The following is a 17,115-nucleotide window of genomic DNA, read 5'->3' as shown; positions in this document are numbered from 1 at the left end:
CGAGACGATGGGTTACCATGATCTAAACCGGCTCTTAACCATGTTTGCGTATGCCTGTAGCATAATGAAGGGGATCGCTTCAGGCAGTTGGCGGAGGATGGCGGCCCATTTCGTCCGCCTGCTGATATTCACCGTCCTGACGGCGGTTGCCGTGCCCGCCGGTGCACAGTCGACATCGACTTTCTCCAATACCACCAGCGGGACGATCAACGGCACGACCGTCTGCACCGCCCCGCTGGTTCGCACCTTTGCCGTGGGCAGCACTTTCACGGTGGCCGACGTGAACATCGGCATATTGGCCACGCATGGCTGGCGCGGCGATCTGCAGTTCACGCTTCAATCCCCGACCGGGACGCGCGTGCAACTGACCAATGGCGACACGCAAAGCATCAGCGGCGACAACTTCAACGTCCTGCTCGACGATGCGGCAACGCAATTGGTCAACACGGACGGGGCAAACCGCAACCATTCGACAAGCGCGCCGCCCTATCAGAACACCTACCAGCCCCGCAGCCTGCTTTCCGCATTCGACGGCGAGACATCCGCCGGTACGTGGCGACTGGAAATATGCGATCTCTATCCTGCAGCCGATAACGGGCAATTCGTGCGGGCCGATCTCTATTTGAGGTCGGCGCCTGCGAATTACGCCGATCTGTCGCTGACGAAGGTTCTCATCGGCAACCCGCCGGCCAATGGCGGCCAGGCGATATATCGCCTCACGGTCAGCAATGCATCGAACTCGCCTTCTTCTGCATCGGGTATCGCGGTGCGGGATACGTTTCCCGGCCAGTTCACTTTCTCGTCCGCCTCTGGCGCCGGCAGTTTCAACGCCGGCACCAGGGTCTGGTCCGTCCCGACGCTCGCGCCGGGGGCCAGCGCAACGCTCGATATCAGGGGCACGATTTCGGCCAATGCCGGGACCACGATCACCAGTACCGCCGAAATCATTTCCAGTAGCATCATCGATAGCGATTCCACGCCCGATAACGGCATAACGACGGAAGACGATTTCGCATCGGCGACATTCACCGTCGTCGCAGGACGCGCGGCTGGAATCGTACCGGCAGTAAACTGCCCTAACGGCTCCACGCTGTTCGACTGGGATTCGCCCGCCATCAGCTGGGCAGCCGGATCGACCAGCAATACCTACGCGCTGGGGGCGTTCGGCAACATCGCTTTCAACCTCAGCAATGATGGTGCCTACCTTAACAATGCCACTTTCGGTGGCCAGTCACCCACGCTGCAAAGCGCGTTCACGGGGGGACTTTCACCAGCACAGCGGAGCCTGGCGGTCGTATCCGACCAGTCGAGCCGTAACGGTGCAGTCACCATCACCGTCACATTGCCGCGCGCGTTCGACGGCGTCCAGTTCACGATTTTCGATGTCGACTATGCCGCGAACCAGTTCACCGACAGGGTGGTTGTGACCGGTACCAATGGCGGTGCGTCGGTGATGCCGACGCTCAGCAACGGCAATGCCAATTACGTGACCGGGAATACGGCGATCGGCGACGGCGCATCGGACAATGATTCTTCGGCTGGCAATCTGGTCGTCACCTTCACCACAAAGATCGACACGATCGTCATCACTTATGGCAACCATACCAACGCCCCGGCCAATCCCGGCCAGCAGGGCATAGCCTTGCACGATATCAATTTCTGCCGCCCCTATACCACTCTCGCCGTCACCAAGGTCAGTTCGGTCATTTCCGACCCGGTCAACGGGACGTCCAATCCGAAGGCTATCCCGGGCGCGCTGATCGAATACCTTATCACCGTCAGCAATACGGGCAGCGACAACACCGACGGTAATACGGTGATCATCACGGACGACGCGCCCGCCGACGCGAAGATGTGTCTCGCGAATCTCGCTGGTCCGGGAAGCGGTCCGGTACTTTTTTCAGGCGGCAGCCCGGCATCGGGCCTTGGCTACAGCTTTGTCGCGCTGGGAAATACGACCGACAACCTGCAATTCTCCAACGATGGCGGGACGACGTGGAATTACACGCCCACGCCCGATGCCGACGGATGTGATCCGGCAGTGTCCGATTTTCGCGTCAGACCCACCGGCGTCCTGATCGCGGGGCGCGCCGCCACGGTCAGGGCACGATTCATGGTGAAATAGCCAATCGCACGAGAACCCTTTTGGTGATATACGCGCTTCACTGGACATAATCATGTTTCCTACACGAACCGATATGGTTATCTTAACCGCCTCTTTATTAATGGAGGCAAACATGGTTTTCGAAACAGTTATCGGACCAATCGCAGCGATCATCGACAAGGTGATCCCCGACAAACAAGCTCGCGAAAAAGCGAAACTCGAACTGCTCGCGCTGCAGGGAACGCAAGAACTGCGTACGATCGAAGCACGGCTTTCCGCCATAGTCGCCGAAGCGCGCAGTGCCGATGGGTGGACCAGCCGCGCACGGCCGAGCTTTCTCTATGTCATGTATGCGCTGATCCTGTTCAGCCTGCCGATGGGAATAATTGCCGCTTTCGATCCGACCACCGCCCGCGCCATCGCGAAAGGCATGACCGACTACCTCGCCGCCCTGCCGGAATCCTTATACGCGCTCTTCGGTACGGGGTACCTCGGCTACACTGCCGCCCGGCAATGGGGCAAAGCGAAGGGTACCGACGCTTGAGGTCCTGCCGATTGCCGCTAAACCCGCGGCATGACCGATATTGTCTTCGTCCTCAATGGCCCCAATCTCAACCTGCTCGGCACGCGTGAGCCAGAGATTTACGGTTCGACCACCCTGGCCGATATTGCTGCGATGCTGAAACAGAAGGCGGGCGAGATCGGCCTGACCGTCGACTTCCGTCAGACCAATCATGAAGGCGTACTGGTCGACTGGCTGCACGAGGCGCACACCACGGGCGCCAAGGCGGTGTTGCTGAACGCCGCTGCCTATACCCACACGTCGATAGCCCTGCTCGATGCGATCAAGGCCATCGACGTGCCGGTAATCGAAGTTCACCTGTCCGACCCGGCGACACGCGAAGGGTTTCGGCACCTCTCCTATGTCGGCATGGCGGCGGTGGACGAGGTGAAAGGCATGGGCGCAAACGGCTATGCCGTAGCGTTGGAGAAGGCAGCAGCCCTGTAAAAGCGTCCCTGCCCCCTTGCCCTATCTGCGCGGCGCGAGCATAGGCGGGCCAAACAACACTCAAGGGGTTCCATGGCCGACCATAAGGGCAGCGCCGGCAAGTCCGGCATGAACGTCGATACCGCTCTCGTTCGCGAACTGGCAGAGATGCTGGGCGACACCGGGCTCACCGAAATCGAAGTGGAAGACGGAGAGCGCAAGATCCGCGTTTCGCGCGGCGGCGGCGTTCCGATGGCAGCGCCGATGCAGATGGCCGCGCCCGCTCCTGCTGCAGCGGCACCTGCGGCCGCCGCGCCTTCGCCCGAAGCGCCCGCTGCCGACTTTGCCGGCGCGATCAAATCGCCCATGGTCGGGACCGTCTATCTCGCTGCCGAACCGGGCGCACCCGACTTCGTCAAAGTCGGTGACAGCGTGAAGGAAGGCCAGACCCTCCTCATCGTCGAAGCGATGAAGGTCATGAATCCGATCACCGCCGACAAGGCCGGGACCGTCAAGGCGATCCACGTCGAGAACGCTCAGCCGGTCGAATTCGACCAGCCGCTCGTCAGCATCGGCTGAGGTCGCCCGTGAGCATTTCCCGTATCCTGATCGCCAACCGGGGCGAAATCGCGCTGCGCATTCACCGCGCGGCTCATGAAATGGGTATCGAAACCGTCGCGGTGCACTCCACCGCCGACGCCGATGCCATGCATGTCCGTCTGGCCGATCATGCCGTGTGCATCGGCCCCCCGGCCGCGACCGACAGCTATCTCAACATCGCCAACATCATTTCGGCCGCCGAAGTCAGCCATGCCGATGCGATCCATCCCGGCTATGGCTTCCTGTCCGAAAACGCGAAGTTTGCCGAGATCGTCGAAGCGCACGACATCGCGTGGATCGGCCCCAAGCCCGAGCATATCCGCACCATGGGCGACAAGGTCGCAGCCAAGAAAACGGCCGGCGCCCTTGGCCTGCCGCTCGTGCCCGGATCCGACGGCGCGGTCGAAACGGTTGAGGAAGCGCGCGAGATCGCGGCGGAAATCGGCTATCCCGTGATCATCAAGGCCGCCAGCGGCGGCGGCGGCCGCGGCATGAAGGTCTGCGAAAGCGAAGACCAGCTCGAAACCTTGATGAAGCAGGCGGGAAGCGAAGCGAAAGCCGCGTTCGGCGATGCCACCGTCTATATCGAGAAATATCTCGGCGATCCGCGCCACATCGAATTCCAGGTCTTCGGCGACGGCAATGGCAATGCCATCCATCTGGGCGAACGCGACTGTTCGCTCCAGCGGCGCCACCAGAAGGTCCTCGAAGAGGCGCCCTCGCCCGTCCTTTCGACCGAAGAGCGCGACCGCATGGGCGAAATCTGCGCCCAGGCCATGCGCGACATGGCTTACCGCGGCGCCGGCACGATCGAGTTCCTCTGGGAAAACGGCGAGTTCTATTTCATCGAGATGAACACGCGCCTCCAGGTCGAACACCCGGTGACCGAAATGATCACCGGTATCGATCTGGTGCGCGAACAGATCCGCATCGCATCGGGCAAGGAACTGTCCTGTCGGCAGGATCAGATCGAGTTCAAGGGCCACGCGATCGAATGCCGCATCAACGCGGAAGATCCCTTCACCTTCGCGCCCAGCCCCGGCAAGGTCACCTATTATCACGCCGCGGGCGGCATGCATGTGCGCGTCGATAGCGGGCTCTACGCAGGCTATTCGATCCCGCCTTATTACGACAGCATGATCGCCAAGCTGATCGTCTATGGTCGCGACCGCGAACGCTGCATGATGCGCCTCAAGCGCGCACTGGAAGAAATGGTTGTCGAGGGTGTCAAAACCAGCATCCCCTTGCACCAGGAGCTCTTGCAGCAGGACGATGTGAAAACCGGCCAGTATTCGATCAAATGGCTCGAAGAATGGCTCAAGACGCGAGATATATAGGCGCCTCGCCCGCCATCGCTTGAAAATGTAAGCCGATGGCAGTGCAAACTGCGCGGGCCAATCTTTCTGGATATGGTCGCCAAGTGGTCCGGTTGACATCGGGAAGACTCACGATGAGTATTTCCCGATGCTCAGCCGTTGATCTGCGCAACGATTTGGCTTTGCCGATCTCCTGAGAGTCTATCGCCGAGGTCTGGGGAAGTCGCCAAGTCGGCGTCGATATCGAAGCGGGAAAATGCCGAAGCCGGCTGGATAGAAGATTCTCCCAGAGCTAGCAGGCAGCCTCGTTCTGCTGAGCTAAAAAAACCCATCCCCGCTAATCGAAGCTGAACCCAGCCGCCCTCGCTTCGGCAATCACCTCATCGCCCGTCCGGCGCGGATGGTCGCCTTCGATCCTGCACCAATCTGCGCGTTCGTCCACGAATATCTCCTTCTCGATCCCGTGGGTGGCTGCGGCATCGAATAGCCCGGCGGAAAAGCTGCGATTACCGGTCGGCAGGAAGCGAAACCATAGATTGCTGCCGCATTTCGAACAGAACGCCCGCTCTGCCCATTCGCTGGAACGAAACTCGGTAATCTCGTCTGCGCCTGTTACCTGCGGGTTGTCTCCGCTTTGCGCGCTGTAGAATGCGCCGCCCCATCGGCGGCACATGCCGCACTGGCAAACTTCGACCTGCTGCACCGGATTGTCTATCGTGATCGTCACCGCGCCGCACAGGCAGTGGCCTTCGATCGACGCAGTGCCGGTCACAGCGGGACGCCAGGCTCGTGCTTGCTGGTCCGAATGGTGAGCGAGGTTTTCACGCTTTCCACATTGGGCGCAGGCGTCAGCTTGCTGGTCAGGAATTCCTGGAAGCTCTGCAAATCGCGGCTGACGATCTTGATGATGAAATCGATTTCGCCGTTGAGCATGTGCACTTCGCGCACTTCGGGCAGGTCACGCATCGCCATTTCGAATTCACGCAGCGAATCTTCCGCCTGGCTCTTCAGGCTCACCATGGCGAAAACCGTGATGGAAAAACCCAGCTTCGACGGGTCGAGTTCGGCGTGATAGCCCCGGATTACCCCGTCCTCTTCGAGAGCGCGCACACGGCGTAGGCAGGGCGGCGCGGTCAGTCCGACGCGATGGGCGAGTTCTACATTGGTGATTCTCCCTTCATTCTGGAGTTCACCGAGCAATCGCCGGTCGATTTCGTCGAGATTGGCCATATAATACGTTCCTGCTACCCTAGCGCCACCGGCGGGGCATCGCGAAACTTCCACGAAATGTTGACAACGCGATGCAGCCGTCTTGGCTAACATTATTATCTTTGCCAGCAATTGTCTCGCTTTGCAACGCGCAGGCAACTTTCCGTTCAGCGTAAGTTTTGCACGGTTAGAACCTGCACGGAGCGATGGTTTACGTATCGCAAACTATTGCCTGTCACCGGAGTATCGATGCATTTTGACGACCGCCTTGCTACTGTGCTGCGCCACCGCGCCGCCAGTGCGCGCGCGGCAAAGACACAGTTCCGCCAGTTGCTCGACCTGCTTGGCGAACGGCCGCAGGCGGGCGACCCTGCTCTGAAAGCGGCCGCCTATCTGCGCCTGATCGCGCTGGCGGAAATGATCCCCACTCCCGAACGCGCAGCCATTGTCGGTGAAAACGGCTGGCGCTTCCGCAATCCTGAACTGGTGCGCTGGTTTGGCGAAGCACACCCCTCGATTGCCGGGGCGGCACTGTACCGCGCGCAGCTAACCGGAGAGGAATGGGCCGAACTGATCCCACGCCTTCCGATCAGGGCGCGCGGCTTCCTGCGCCATCGCCGGGATCTGCCCGATGGTGCTGTGCGCGTGCTCGACCGGCTGGGCGTATCCGACCGCGCCCTGCCTCAGCCCATTGCCGCGCAGCCTGTTCAACCTGCCGGGGATATCCCGGCAGAAGCGGTTGGTTTCGACGATGTCGAACCCCTCGTGCTTCCGCAAAGCCAGGAAGAGGCCACACCTGCAAGCGACGTCGAACCGGATCCGCCGATAGCCGAGCCGGAACAGCCCACGCCCATTCCCACACCGGCAGAACCATCAGCCCGGCCCGAGCCTGTCGCCGCGCCTTCTGCCCCCCGTGCTGCTGCCGAACCTTCGGGCAGATCGGACGGCATCCGCGCTCTGGTGGAGCGGATCGAGACCTTCCGCAAGGCGCGCAGCCCGCAACCGCGGGACGGCGATGCCCCCACCCTCCCGCTTGCCGGTCTGGAAGATACGCAGCCGCGCAGACAGCTCGACGCTTTCAGCTTCGGGACGAATTCCGAAGGCAGGATCGACTGGGCCGAACCGGAAATTGCCCCCATGGTCGTCGGGCTCGATCTGTCGCAGCGCCGCGACGGAGACGCGGCTTCGGACGACTTCGCTGCGGCGTTCGCCAACCGCCAGCCGGTTCACGAACTTGCCATCGCGCTTCGCGGCGCCGACGCTATCGAAGGCGACTGGATTGTCGATGCCGCCCCCCGCTTCACCCGCGGCGACGGGCGCTTCTACGGCTATGTTGGCCGCTTCCGCCGCGCGGTCGCACCGGTCGACGACCGGGCCCAGCGCAGCGCGGATCGCCTGCGCCAGCTGCTCCACGAACTGCGCACCCCGGTAAATGCGATGCAGGGCTATGCGGAAGTGATCCAGCAGCAGGTCTTCGGCCCTACCCCGCACGAATATCGCGCGCTTGCCGCATCCATTGCCGGTGACAGCGCGCGCATTCTTGCTGGTTTCGACGAACTTGACCGGCTGGCGCGGCTGGAAACCGGCGCGCTTGATCTTGAATCGGGCGAAAGCGATTTCGCCGCGATCGCACGCGCGCAGATTGGCCAGCTCCAGACAGTACTCGGCCCTCGTGTGGCGCGCTTCGATGCCAGGTTGACCGACATGCCCGCCCGGCTCGCCCTGGCCCAGAACGAAGCGGAAATGCTCGGCTGGCGGGTACTCGCAACACTGGCGGGCGCCACAGGCGCTGGCGAAAACGTCGCCCTGTCGCTGGATCTCGATGGCGAACAGGTTGCCCTGCGCGCGCAGCTTCCGTCCAAGCTGGTGCAGGCCGACAACATCTTCGCGTCGGAAGTCAGGGCCGGTGGCGGCACGCTCAGCTCCGGTATCTTCGGGGCCGGCTTCTCTCTCCGCCTTGCCCGGGCAGAAGCGCGCGCCGCAGGCGGCGAACTGGCACGCGCAGGCGATTCGCTCGTCCTTACCCTCCCTCTCTTGACCGTCAGCGATGCCCTGCCTAGCCCTGCCGGTGCGCCCGATCGCGCGGCCGGTTAGGAAACCTACGCCATCAGCCAAGTCGACCTCCTGACTCCGCCGGCCTCATCGCAGACTGCGCGCTTTGCCGATGGGTTCGGACAGCGTTCGCTGCTGACGATCGACACGGAAGAGGAATTCGACTGGGAAGCGCCCTTTCGCGCAGATGGCTATGGTCTCGACCATATCGCGGCATTGTCCGGTTTTCAGCAATTCTGCGAAGGGATCGGTGTCTCTCCCGTCTATCTCGTCGACTGGCCCGTGGCCCAGGATGCCCGTGCGCAGGAGATCATCGGCGATGCCATACGCCGCGGACAGGCGGAAATCGGCGTCCAGTTACACCCCTGGGTCAACCCGCCCCACCACGAAGAGGTAAACCGCCGCAACAGCTTCGCCGGCAATCTTCCTCCCGAACTCGAAGCCGAGAAATTTCATCGCCTGCGCGATCTGGTGGAGGAAAACTTCGGCGCGGTCCCGCTGATCTACCGTGCAGGCCGCTATGGCCTTGGCCCGCATACGGCGGGACTTCTCGGTGAAGGCGGTATCGCCATCGACAGTTCGGTGCGCGCCCGGTTCGATTACACGGATGAAGGGGGCCCCGATTACAGCCGCCATCCGGTTGCACCCTATTGGGCCGATGCAGGGAAAACCCTGCTCGAACTTCCGCTGACCACGTCCTTCTGGGGCATGCTGCGTCAGCAGGGGCAGCAGTTGTACCCGCTCGCACATCGCTACCCCTTGCTCGGCAGCATACTCGCCAAGACCGGGATGCTGGAACGAATCGGCCTGACACCCGAAGACATCACGCTCGAGGAAGCGCTGCGCGCCGTCGATATCGCCGTCGACGATGATCTGCCGCTGCTGGTCCTGAGTTTTCATAGCCCCTCGCTCGCGCCGGGGCATACGCCCTACGTCCATGATGAAGACGATCTGGATCGGCTGTATGACTGGCTGCGCGGCGTCTATTCCTATCTGCGTGCGCGCGACGTCCGCCCGACGACGGTTGAAGAAATCATCGCCTCTGCTGTTCGCTAGAGCTTGCAACGTCCACGCACCGCGGCTAGGCGCGCTTTTCCGCACGGCGTGGCTGGGGGCCTGTAGCTCAGTTGGTTAGAGCTGGCCGCTCATAACGGCTAGGTCGCGGGTTCGAGTCCTGCCGGGCCCACCAAGCTCGGCGCTATGCGGGAAATCGGTCGGGGAGTGGCGCAGCCTGGTAGCGCACTTGTTTTGGGTACAAGGGGTCGCTGGTTCGAATCCAGTCTCCCCGACCAGATTTCCAGCAGGGCAGACATGTCGCAAGCGAAGCACGGGAGGTGCGCCGTTTGACTAGCCAGACAGCCGCACCCTCCCCCACTTTCGACACCCGTCTGATCTGGGCCATCGCGCTGCCCGCCATGGTGACCAATGTCGCCACGGCACTGATCGGCGTGGGCGACATGTGGATCGTCGGCCAGCTTGGCGATGCACCGACGCAAGGCGCGGTCGATATCGGGGCCAAGCTGTTCGCCGCCCTGTTCACCGTGATGAATTTCCTGAAGACCGGCACCACGGGCCTTGTTGCGCAGGCGGGCACACGCTCCGGCGCGCAGGCGCAGGCGGCGGTTCTGATAAAGGGTCTGGTCGTCGGCGGCGCCATTGCCGCCCTGCTGCTATTGGCCAAACCGGTGCTCATGCCGCTGCTGCTCGATGCCCTCGGGGCCGAAGCCCGCGTGCGCACGGCCGCCGTGGTCTATGCCGACATCCGGTACTGGAGCGCACCAGCCGTCATGGCCAATTTCGCGCTGGTCGGCTTTCTCGTCGGTCGTCGCCGGATGCGCGAAGTGCTGGCGATCGAGGTTTTCTACAATCTGCTCAACGTCGCGCTCGGCCTGTGGCTGGCGCTTGGTCTGGACTGGGGCATCGCCGGGATCGGCTGGTCCAGCTTCACGGCCGAATTTGCCAAGCTGGCGATCGCATCGCTGGTCATCTGGCGCATTGCCGGGGGCGAGATCGGCGAGGCGCTACGGTCGGGAACAAGCATTTCGCTCGCCGCTCTCAAGCCCTTCCTCGCCGTCAATCGCGACCTGTTCCTGCGCACGGTGGTGCTGATGGTCGCCATCACTGCCCTCACCCGGCTGGGCGCGGAACGCGGGCCCGTCGTCCTGGCGGCGAACGGCATCATCTACCAGCTCTTCGTGCTTTCGGCGCTGCTGCTCGACGGGTTCGAAAACGCCGCGCAGGTCATCAACGGCGAACGAGCCGGCGATGAAGACCGCGTCGGCTTCACGGCCTATATCCGGTTGATCCTGTGGCGCTGCCTAGGTGTTGCCACCCTGCTGGCCCTTGTCTTCGCCGCCATCGGCGGCACGATTACCGACAGCTTCGCCGCTACGCCTGCCGTTGCGAGCGAGGCGCGCCAGCTATGGCCGTGGCTCGTTGCGATCCCTCTGGCAGGGTTCGCGGGCTTCGTGCTCGATGGCGTCTTTGTGGGGGCAAGCTGGACGCGCGCCCTGCTGCTGACGATGGTCGGCGCAGTCGCGGGCTATGCCGTCCTGCTATCGCTGACCTGGCCGCTCGGCAATGACGGGCTGTGGCTCAGCTTCACCACCTTCCTGGTCCTTCGGGCCGGGCTGCAACTGGTGGCAATGCGCAGGCTGATCGCCCGGCATTTCCGCGCTGCCCGGCCCTAGGCAGGCGTCACTCCCCGACTACGATCGGCCGGTTGTGGTTGGCGAGCACATTGGTCACCGCCGTCCACACAGCCACGTTCTGGCGCAGCTGTTCGGGGTCGATCTTGTCCAGCGTATCGTCGGGCGTGTGGTGCAGGTCGAAATAGCGCGTGCCGTCCTGCTGCAGATCGATGATCGCGGCGCCTTGCTCGCGGATAACGTTGATGTCGGCCCCGCCCGTCGCCACAGCGGCAGAGGGTGCAACGCCGAAACGCGCCACGGCCTGCGCCAGAGCCTTGTAGAGTTCGGGATCGCTCTTGGTGAAATTGCTGTCGATGCGCCAGATGCGGTCGGCACCGAAATCGCTTTCATATCCCACCATGAAGGGCTCGTCCGCGTGGGCCGCGGCATAGGCCTTGCTGCCCCACAGGCCGGTTTCTTCCGCCCCTGCAAACAGCACGCGGATCGTGCGCAGCGGCTGGCCGGCGGCGGCGACATGCTTGGCGGCGGCCGCGGCGATACCGCAGCCTGCACCGTCGTCGATCGCGCCCGTGCCAAGATCCCAGCTATCGAGATGGCAGGCCAGCAGCAGCGGCGGCAGCGAAGGATCGCGCCCTACGATCTCGCCCGTCACATTGCCGCTCTTGGTGGTGCCGACATCGCGCGGGGTCATGGTCAACCGCATGGTGACCGGCTGGCCATCGGCGCGTGCGAAAATGCGCTCCAGATTGTCCGCATCGGGGTTCGATAGCGCGCCGGCGGGCGTCGCCTTCACGCCCTTGGGAAAGCTCGTGCCGCCGGTATGCGGTGTGCGGTGGTTTTCGGTGCCGATCGAGCGGATGACCGTGGCCACGGCGCCCTTGCTGGCGGCCAGCCCCGCGCCAGTCCAGCGCGCCGGGCCGGCAAAGCCGTAACCCGAACCGTCCTGCGTCGGGCGCATGTCGTGGCTGATGAAGGCGATCTTGCCCTTCAGGCTGCCCGGTGCCGCCGCTTCCAGATCGGCATAGCTCGGGAAATAGACCACTTCCGCCTCGATGCCTTTCGGTCCAGTCGATGCGCTGGTTCCCAGTGCGGTGATCTGCATCGGCTGCGGGAACGGACCCGTGATCTCGGCGCGTTCTTCCCCGCGCACCCAGGTCGGCATATCATAAGGTTCTTCGACGACATTGGCGAAGCCGTTGGCGCTCAGCCATTCCGCCGCCCAGGCGCGCCCGCGCGCTTCGGCTTCGGTACCGGCCATACGCGGACCCACTTCCGTCGTGATTCCCTCGACGAAATCCCACGCGATCGTATCGCTTTTCAGCGCGTCGTCGGCGGTGTCGGCATGGGCGGGAGCGGTGAGCGAAAGCGCGGCAAGCGCGAGGATGGGTTTGTGCATGGCCGCATCTGCTATGTCGCCTGGCCCGCGCTGTCCACCGCTTTGCGCGTTCCGCTTGCTCCTTTGCGCCTGCATCCCTATCTGCGGCCCCATGTCACGCGGGCGGTGCCCCGCCCCACTCCAGATCTCGCCAAAAGGATTCGCCAGATGGCCGCGCAATACGCCTTCGTGATGAAGGACATGACCAAGACCTTCCCCGGTGCCCAGAAGCCGGTGCTCAGCAATATCAACCTGCAGTTCTACCAGGGCGCCAAGATCGGCATCGTGGGCCCCAACGGCGCAGGTAAGTCGACGCTGATCAAGATCATGGCCGGCATCGACACCGATTTCACCGGCGAGGCATGGCCGGGCGAGAACATCACCGTCGGCTATCTCGAGCAGGAACCCGAGCTCGACGAGAGCAAGACCGTCCTCGAAAACGTCAAGGACGGCGCGCGCGGCATCGCCGACATGGTCGAACGCTTCAATGCGATCGGCATGGAAATGGGCGAGGAAGACGCCGATTTCGACGCCCTCAGCACCGAGATGTCGGAACTGCAGGACAAGATCGACGCGGTCGACGGCTGGACGCTCGACAACCAGCTCGAAGTCGCGATGGAAGCGCTGCGGTGCCCGCCGGGCGACTGGCCCGTCACCGACCTGTCGGGCGGTGAAAAGCGCCGCGTCGCGCTTACCCGCCTGCTGATCCAGAAGCCTTCCATTCTGCTGCTGGACGAACCGACCAACCACCTCGACGCCGAAAGCGTTCAGTGGCTCGAAAACCACCTCAAGGATTACGCGGGTGCGGTGCTGATGATCACCCACGATCGCTACTTCCTCGACAATGTGGTGGAATGGATCCTCGAGCTCGACCGCGGCAGCTACTATCCGTACGAAGGCAATTACTCGACCTATCTGGAAAAGAAGGCCAAGCGCCTCGAACAGGAAAGCCGCGAGGAAAGCGGCCGGTCGAAAGCCCTCTCGCGCGAACTGGAATGGATCCGGCAGACGCCCAGCGCCCGCCAGACCAAGTCCAAGGCGCGTATCCGCAAGTTCGAGGAACTCCAGGAAGGCCAGAAGGATCGCAAGCCCGGCAAGGCCCAGATCGTCATCCAGGTACCCGAACGTCTCGGCGGCAAGGTTATCGAAGCCAAGAACATCACCAAGGCCTATGGCGACAAGCTGCTGTTCGAAGACCTGTCCTTCATGCTCCCCCCGGGCGGCATCGTCGGCGTGATCGGCCCGAACGGCGCGGGCAAATCGACGCTGTTCAAGATCCTGACCGGCAAGGAAGAACCCGATAGCGGCACCGTGGAAATCGGCTCGACCGTCCATCTGGGCTTCGTCGACCAGAGCCGCGACCATCTCGATGCGAGCAAGAACGTGTGGGAGGAAATCTCCGACGGGCTCGATTACATGAAGGTCAACGGCCACGACACCAGCACGCGGGCCTATGTCGGCGCGTTCAACTTCAAGGGCGCCGACCAGCAGAAGAACGTCGGCAAGCTGTCGGGCGGTGAACGCAACCGCGTGCACATGGCCAAGATGCTGAAAGAAGGCGGCAACGTGCTGCTGCTGGACGAACCGACCAACGATCTCGACGTGGAAACGCTGGGCGCGCTGGAAGAGGCGATCGAAAACTTCGCCGGCTGCGCCGTGGTCATCTCGCACGACCGCTTCTTCCTAGACCGTCTGGCCACCCACATCCTTGCCTTCGAAGGCGACAGCCACGTGGAATGGTTCGAAGGCAATTTCGAAGCCTACGAAGAAGACAAGCGCCGCCGCCTGGGCGACGCTGCGGACCGTCCGACAAGGTTGGCTTACAAGAAGCTTACCAGATAACTGGCGGTATCGGTGAAAGCGCGCTAAAATAGATCAACATATGCGTCTCATGGGGGGACTTGGTCTTGAATATTGTTCGCGCGCTTTTGCCGATTGTTTTCCTATCGCACAGCTTTGCTGCCAACGCGCAACACCCGTTGATCCTTGAGCGGCTAAATACTTGGAACGAAGCCAGCCCTCAGCCATCGAACGACGTTCTCGCTGCCGAAATCAGCGATGCGATTGCAGATATCTATTCTACCGCTGGCCGCTGTAACGCTACCGGATTGCAGATCGAAGATGCAAGGTCGGCTGCGGCCGATCGATTTGCATTTACCGCCTTGGTTCGCGGAACGATACGCAATGCCTGGTTCGTGACTACGCGGATCCCGGATTGTGATGATGCGCCTGTGCGGTTCATGATGATTCAGAACACCGGAGGAGAGTTCAAGACGATTAGGGTCAACCGAGGCCGATCCTACGCTTGGGAATCTCTGATCGGCGACACTCTGCCACTCGCAAACATCGCTGCCGCTGCGGCGCTTAAACGTGCCGGCGAGCCGTGCAGTGTTGATGATAGCAAAGGGTCGCTGGGCGTCACGCGCGTCGCATCTGAAGGGGAAGACCTTGGCATGGATGTGTACGGCGTCCGCTATTCGGGCAAATGGACGGAGATCTGGCCGATTGAAATATGCGACCGCACAGTAGAAGTCGCGATAGAATTCACGGCGGATGCAGACGGCGGTGCGTTTACGAACATGCCCGGCGATCAGGCACGTATTCTAAAGTAAGTATGCAGACAGGCGGATCGCAAGCCAACGTCGGCTTGCGATCCGTGTAAGCATGAACGAGCTAGCTACTCCGCGCCGATGAAGATCGCCTTCGCGTTGACGAATTCCTTGACGCCGAAGCCGCCGTGTTCGCGGCCATAGCCCGAATTCTTCACCCCGCCGAAGGGCATCGATGGGTCCGCCACACCATAGGTATTGATGTAGACCATGCCCGTGTCGAAATGCTTGCTCGCCAGTTCGATCGCGCGGTCGGTATCGCCGCACAATATGCCGCCGCCAAGGCCATAACGGCTGTCGTTGGCGAGGCGCATCGCGTCCTCGTCGTCCTTTGCGCGGATCACGCTGGCGACCGGGCCGAACAATTCGTCGTCATAGGCCGGCTGTCCCGGTGCGACATCGGTGAGGACGGTCGCCGGATAGAACGCGCCGGGTCCGTCGGGGATCTTGCCGCCGCAGGCAATCTTGGCGCCCTTGGATACGGATTCGTCCACCTGCTTCTGCAGATCGTCGCGCAAGTCCGCCGACGACATCGGTCCCATGTCGCTATCCTTGTCGGTCGGATCGCCAAGCTTGACCCCTTCGAAACGCCCGACGAACTTTTCCAGAAACGCGTCATAGACCTTGTCGGTAACGATGAAGCGCTTGCCGTTGATGCAGGTCTGGCCGTTGTTGTAGAGGCGCGCCTGCGCACACACATCGGCTGCCTTCGCCAGATCGGCGTCTTCCAGCACCAGATAGGCATCGTTCGACCCCAGCTCCAGCACGGTCTTCTTGATGACCTTGGCCGCCTTCTCCGCCACGTGGCGCCCCGCCCCGTCCGATCCGGTCAGCGTTACGCCGCGCACCTTGTCGTGGGCGATGATTTCGTCCGACGTGTCGTGATCGATCACCAGCACGGTGAACAGGTTCTCGGGCAGGCCGCCTTCCCTGAATATCTTCTCGATCATCAGTCCGCTGCCGGTGCAGAGCGAGGAATGCTTCAGCAGCACGCCGTTCCCGGCCATCAGGCTGGCGATGGCATAGCGGATCACCTGATAGGCGGGAAAATTCCACGGCTGGATGCCGTAGATCACGCCGATCGGCGAATAGGTGACGATGCCGCGCGCCGCATTGCTGGGATCGCGTTTTTCGTCGGCGAGCTCCTTCGGCCCGGTGGCGGCGGTATAGTCGCAGATGCCGGCGCACAGCTCGATCTCGTCACGGCTGTCGCCGATCAGCTTGCCGACCTCGCGCGTCATCAGCTGCGCAAGTTCTTCCTTGTTGTCGCGCAGCGCCTTGCCGATGCCGCCGATTACGGCAGCCCGGTCCTCCAGGCTTTTCAGCTTCCATTCGCTAAAGGCCTCGTGGCAGGCCTCGACCTTGGCCGCGGCGTCCTTGGCGGAAATCATCTCGAAGCTCTCGATGTTTTCGCCGGTTGCGGGATTGACGGTGGTGATGGTGGACATGGGGGTTTCTCTTTCGTGTCTGTTTACCGACTCAAGGAACGAGCGCCCCCGAAAGTTCCATCAGTAATCGGTCGAACAGCTTCGCCCACCGTCCCACACCCGCTCTCGTCATTCCCGCGCAGGCGGGAATCCAGCGTGGCCCGGCGCGTCATCGCCGTCTCGCCAATGACCGCAGCCGTCCCCGCCACCAGCCGTAGGACCCCCTCTCGAACAATCCTATTTCTGCGCTAAATACTTGACTTTTATATACCTTTTCGGCATAGCACCCGCCGGATCGGGAGGGCGCGAAAGCTGGTGCACCCCCTTCCTTGCCCCCATGGCCCGCGACGGCGGTGTCCGGAAGGGCGACGCGGCCGGTGCGAAAGGCGCGGGCGTCCAGTTCGGGATCGGATGACCTCATCCGGATCGCAAGGACACCTCTCCTCCTTCACCGGATGCGGCAGGCAGTACGATAGCGGTTGCGGGGCCCTTTCGCCCGCGCGGACAGCGGCAGGGGCTCCACGCTTCATAAGGCGAACCCTCCCCGTCGCACCGATTGCCCATGTCGCACTCGAGTATAATCGGGGTTCAGGTTCGTGTTCATGCCCTGCCGCCTCAAGGCTCCGGTAGTGCATGAAATATCCGTGCGATACGGCTTTACCGCCCCTTCGCACGAGGCCCGGCAGGCAGCCACGCGAACCGCGCCGATACTACCCGGCCACCGCCATCCCGCTCCCGGGCTACGCCGCGCGTCTCGCGCAAGGTTCGCCCCGGCCGCGTGATC

General features: G+C 62.5%; 15 protein-coding genes and 2 tRNA genes. 13 read left to right on the top strand and 4 right to left on the bottom strand.

Going from position 1 to position 17,115, the window contains the following annotated elements; all coding sequences use genetic code 11:
- Positions 1 to 97 precede the first annotated feature (97 nt).
- From ACIGGE_RS16755 to accC, 5 genes are all read left to right on the top strand, one after another.
- Positions 98 to 2,125, top strand: coding sequence for a proprotein convertase P-domain-containing protein (locus tag ACIGGE_RS16755; protein WP_397491177.1), 2,028 nt, complete (start codon positions 98 to 100; stop codon positions 2,123 to 2,125).
- Positions 2,126 to 2,237: 112 nt separating this feature from the next.
- Complete coding sequence (locus tag ACIGGE_RS16750; RefSeq protein WP_397491176.1) at positions 2,238 to 2,648, top strand: holin family protein; 411 nt, start codon at positions 2,238 to 2,240, stop codon at positions 2,646 to 2,648.
- A 30-nt stretch (positions 2,649 to 2,678) separates the two neighbouring features.
- Positions 2,679 to 3,113, top strand: a complete 435-nt coding sequence (locus ACIGGE_RS16745) for a type II 3-dehydroquinate dehydratase (RefSeq protein ID WP_397491175.1) — start codon at positions 2,679 to 2,681, stop codon at positions 3,111 to 3,113.
- A 72-nt stretch (positions 3,114 to 3,185) separates the two neighbouring features.
- Positions 3,186 to 3,671: an acetyl-CoA carboxylase biotin carboxyl carrier protein gene (gene accB / locus ACIGGE_RS16740; protein ID WP_103025161.1), complete on the top strand. Its 486-nt coding sequence runs from the start codon at positions 3,186 to 3,188 to the stop codon at positions 3,669 to 3,671.
- Between the two features lie 8 nt (positions 3,672 to 3,679).
- Entirely contained in the window at positions 3,680 to 5,029 is a 1,350-nt protein-coding gene (gene accC, locus ACIGGE_RS16735) for an acetyl-CoA carboxylase biotin carboxylase subunit (RefSeq protein ID WP_196845843.1), read from the top strand.
- A gap of 316 nt (positions 5,030 to 5,345) precedes the next feature.
- Here accC and ACIGGE_RS16730 read toward each other — a convergent pair whose 3' ends face one another.
- Together ACIGGE_RS16730 and ACIGGE_RS16725 are read right to left on the bottom strand one after the other, a co-directional pair.
- Positions 5,346 to 5,780: a GFA family protein gene (locus ACIGGE_RS16730; protein WP_397491174.1), complete on the bottom strand. Its 435-nt coding sequence runs from the start codon at positions 5,778 to 5,780 to the stop codon at positions 5,346 to 5,348.
- Positions 5,777 to 6,238, bottom strand: coding sequence for an Lrp/AsnC family transcriptional regulator (locus ACIGGE_RS16725; RefSeq protein ID WP_103025164.1), 462 nt, complete (start codon positions 6,236 to 6,238; stop codon positions 5,777 to 5,779). Before ACIGGE_RS16725 ends, ACIGGE_RS16730 begins: the two co-directional genes overlap by 4 nt.
- Positions 6,239 to 6,466: 228 nt before the next feature.
- Here ACIGGE_RS16725 and ACIGGE_RS16720 point away from each other — a divergent pair, with 228 nt between their 5' ends.
- From ACIGGE_RS16720 to ACIGGE_RS16700, 5 genes are all read left to right on the top strand, one after another.
- Entirely contained in the window at positions 6,467 to 8,311 is a 1,845-nt protein-coding gene (locus ACIGGE_RS16720; RefSeq protein ID WP_397491173.1) for a sensor histidine kinase, read from the top strand.
- Positions 8,312 to 8,323: 12 nt separating this feature from the next.
- Entirely contained in the window at positions 8,324 to 9,325 is a 1,002-nt protein-coding gene (locus tag ACIGGE_RS16715) for a polysaccharide deacetylase family protein (RefSeq protein WP_397491204.1), read from the top strand.
- 56 nt (positions 9,326 to 9,381) lie between these two features.
- A tRNA-Ile gene (locus tag ACIGGE_RS16710) sits at positions 9,382 to 9,458 on the top strand.
- Between the two features lie 26 nt (positions 9,459 to 9,484).
- Positions 9,485 to 9,561 (top strand) — tRNA-Pro (locus ACIGGE_RS16705).
- Positions 9,562 to 9,612: 51 nt separating this feature from the next.
- Positions 9,613 to 10,959 carry an MATE family efflux transporter gene (locus ACIGGE_RS16700; protein WP_397491172.1) on the top strand — a complete coding sequence of 449 codons (1,347 nt, stop codon included), beginning with the start codon at positions 9,613 to 9,615 and terminating at the stop codon, positions 10,957 to 10,959.
- 7 nt (positions 10,960 to 10,966) lie between these two features.
- On the opposite strand, the gene ACIGGE_RS16695 is transcribed toward ACIGGE_RS16700, so the two are convergent.
- Positions 10,967 to 12,316 (bottom strand): M20/M25/M40 family metallo-hydrolase, encoded by a 1,350-nt coding sequence (locus ACIGGE_RS16695; RefSeq protein ID WP_397491171.1) that lies wholly within the window; start codon positions 12,314 to 12,316, stop codon positions 10,967 to 10,969.
- 147 nt (positions 12,317 to 12,463) lie between these two features.
- Here ACIGGE_RS16695 and ettA point away from each other — a divergent pair, with 147 nt between their 5' ends.
- A complete protein-coding gene (gene ettA, locus ACIGGE_RS16690) occupies positions 12,464 to 14,137 on the top strand; it encodes an energy-dependent translational throttle protein EttA (RefSeq protein WP_103025173.1) in 1,674 nt (557 codons plus the stop codon).
- A 65-nt stretch (positions 14,138 to 14,202) separates the two neighbouring features.
- On the top strand, positions 14,203 to 14,907 hold the full coding sequence (locus ACIGGE_RS16685) for a hypothetical protein (RefSeq protein WP_301641409.1): 705 nt from the start codon (positions 14,203 to 14,205) through the stop codon (positions 14,905 to 14,907).
- A 65-nt stretch (positions 14,908 to 14,972) separates the two neighbouring features.
- Here ACIGGE_RS16685 and ACIGGE_RS16680 read toward each other — a convergent pair whose 3' ends face one another.
- Positions 14,973 to 16,352 (bottom strand): NAD-dependent succinate-semialdehyde dehydrogenase, encoded by a 1,380-nt coding sequence (locus tag ACIGGE_RS16680; RefSeq protein WP_397491170.1) that lies wholly within the window; start codon positions 16,350 to 16,352, stop codon positions 14,973 to 14,975.
- Between the two features lie 235 nt (positions 16,353 to 16,587).
- Here ACIGGE_RS16680 and ACIGGE_RS16675 point away from each other — a divergent pair, with 235 nt between their 5' ends.
- Positions 16,588 to 16,746, top strand: a complete 159-nt coding sequence (locus ACIGGE_RS16675; protein ID WP_397491169.1) for a hypothetical protein — start codon at positions 16,588 to 16,590, stop codon at positions 16,744 to 16,746.
- Positions 16,747 to 17,115: the final 369 nt, after the last annotated feature.

Source organism: Qipengyuania sp. NPDC077410 (genome assembly GCF_044543405.1).
In the GTDB taxonomy this organism is placed as follows: Bacteria; Pseudomonadota; Alphaproteobacteria; order Sphingomonadales; family Sphingomonadaceae; genus Qipengyuania; species Qipengyuania pacifica.
Note: the sequence above shows the minus strand (reverse complement) of the source record. Positions and strands in the feature narration are given on the sequence as shown.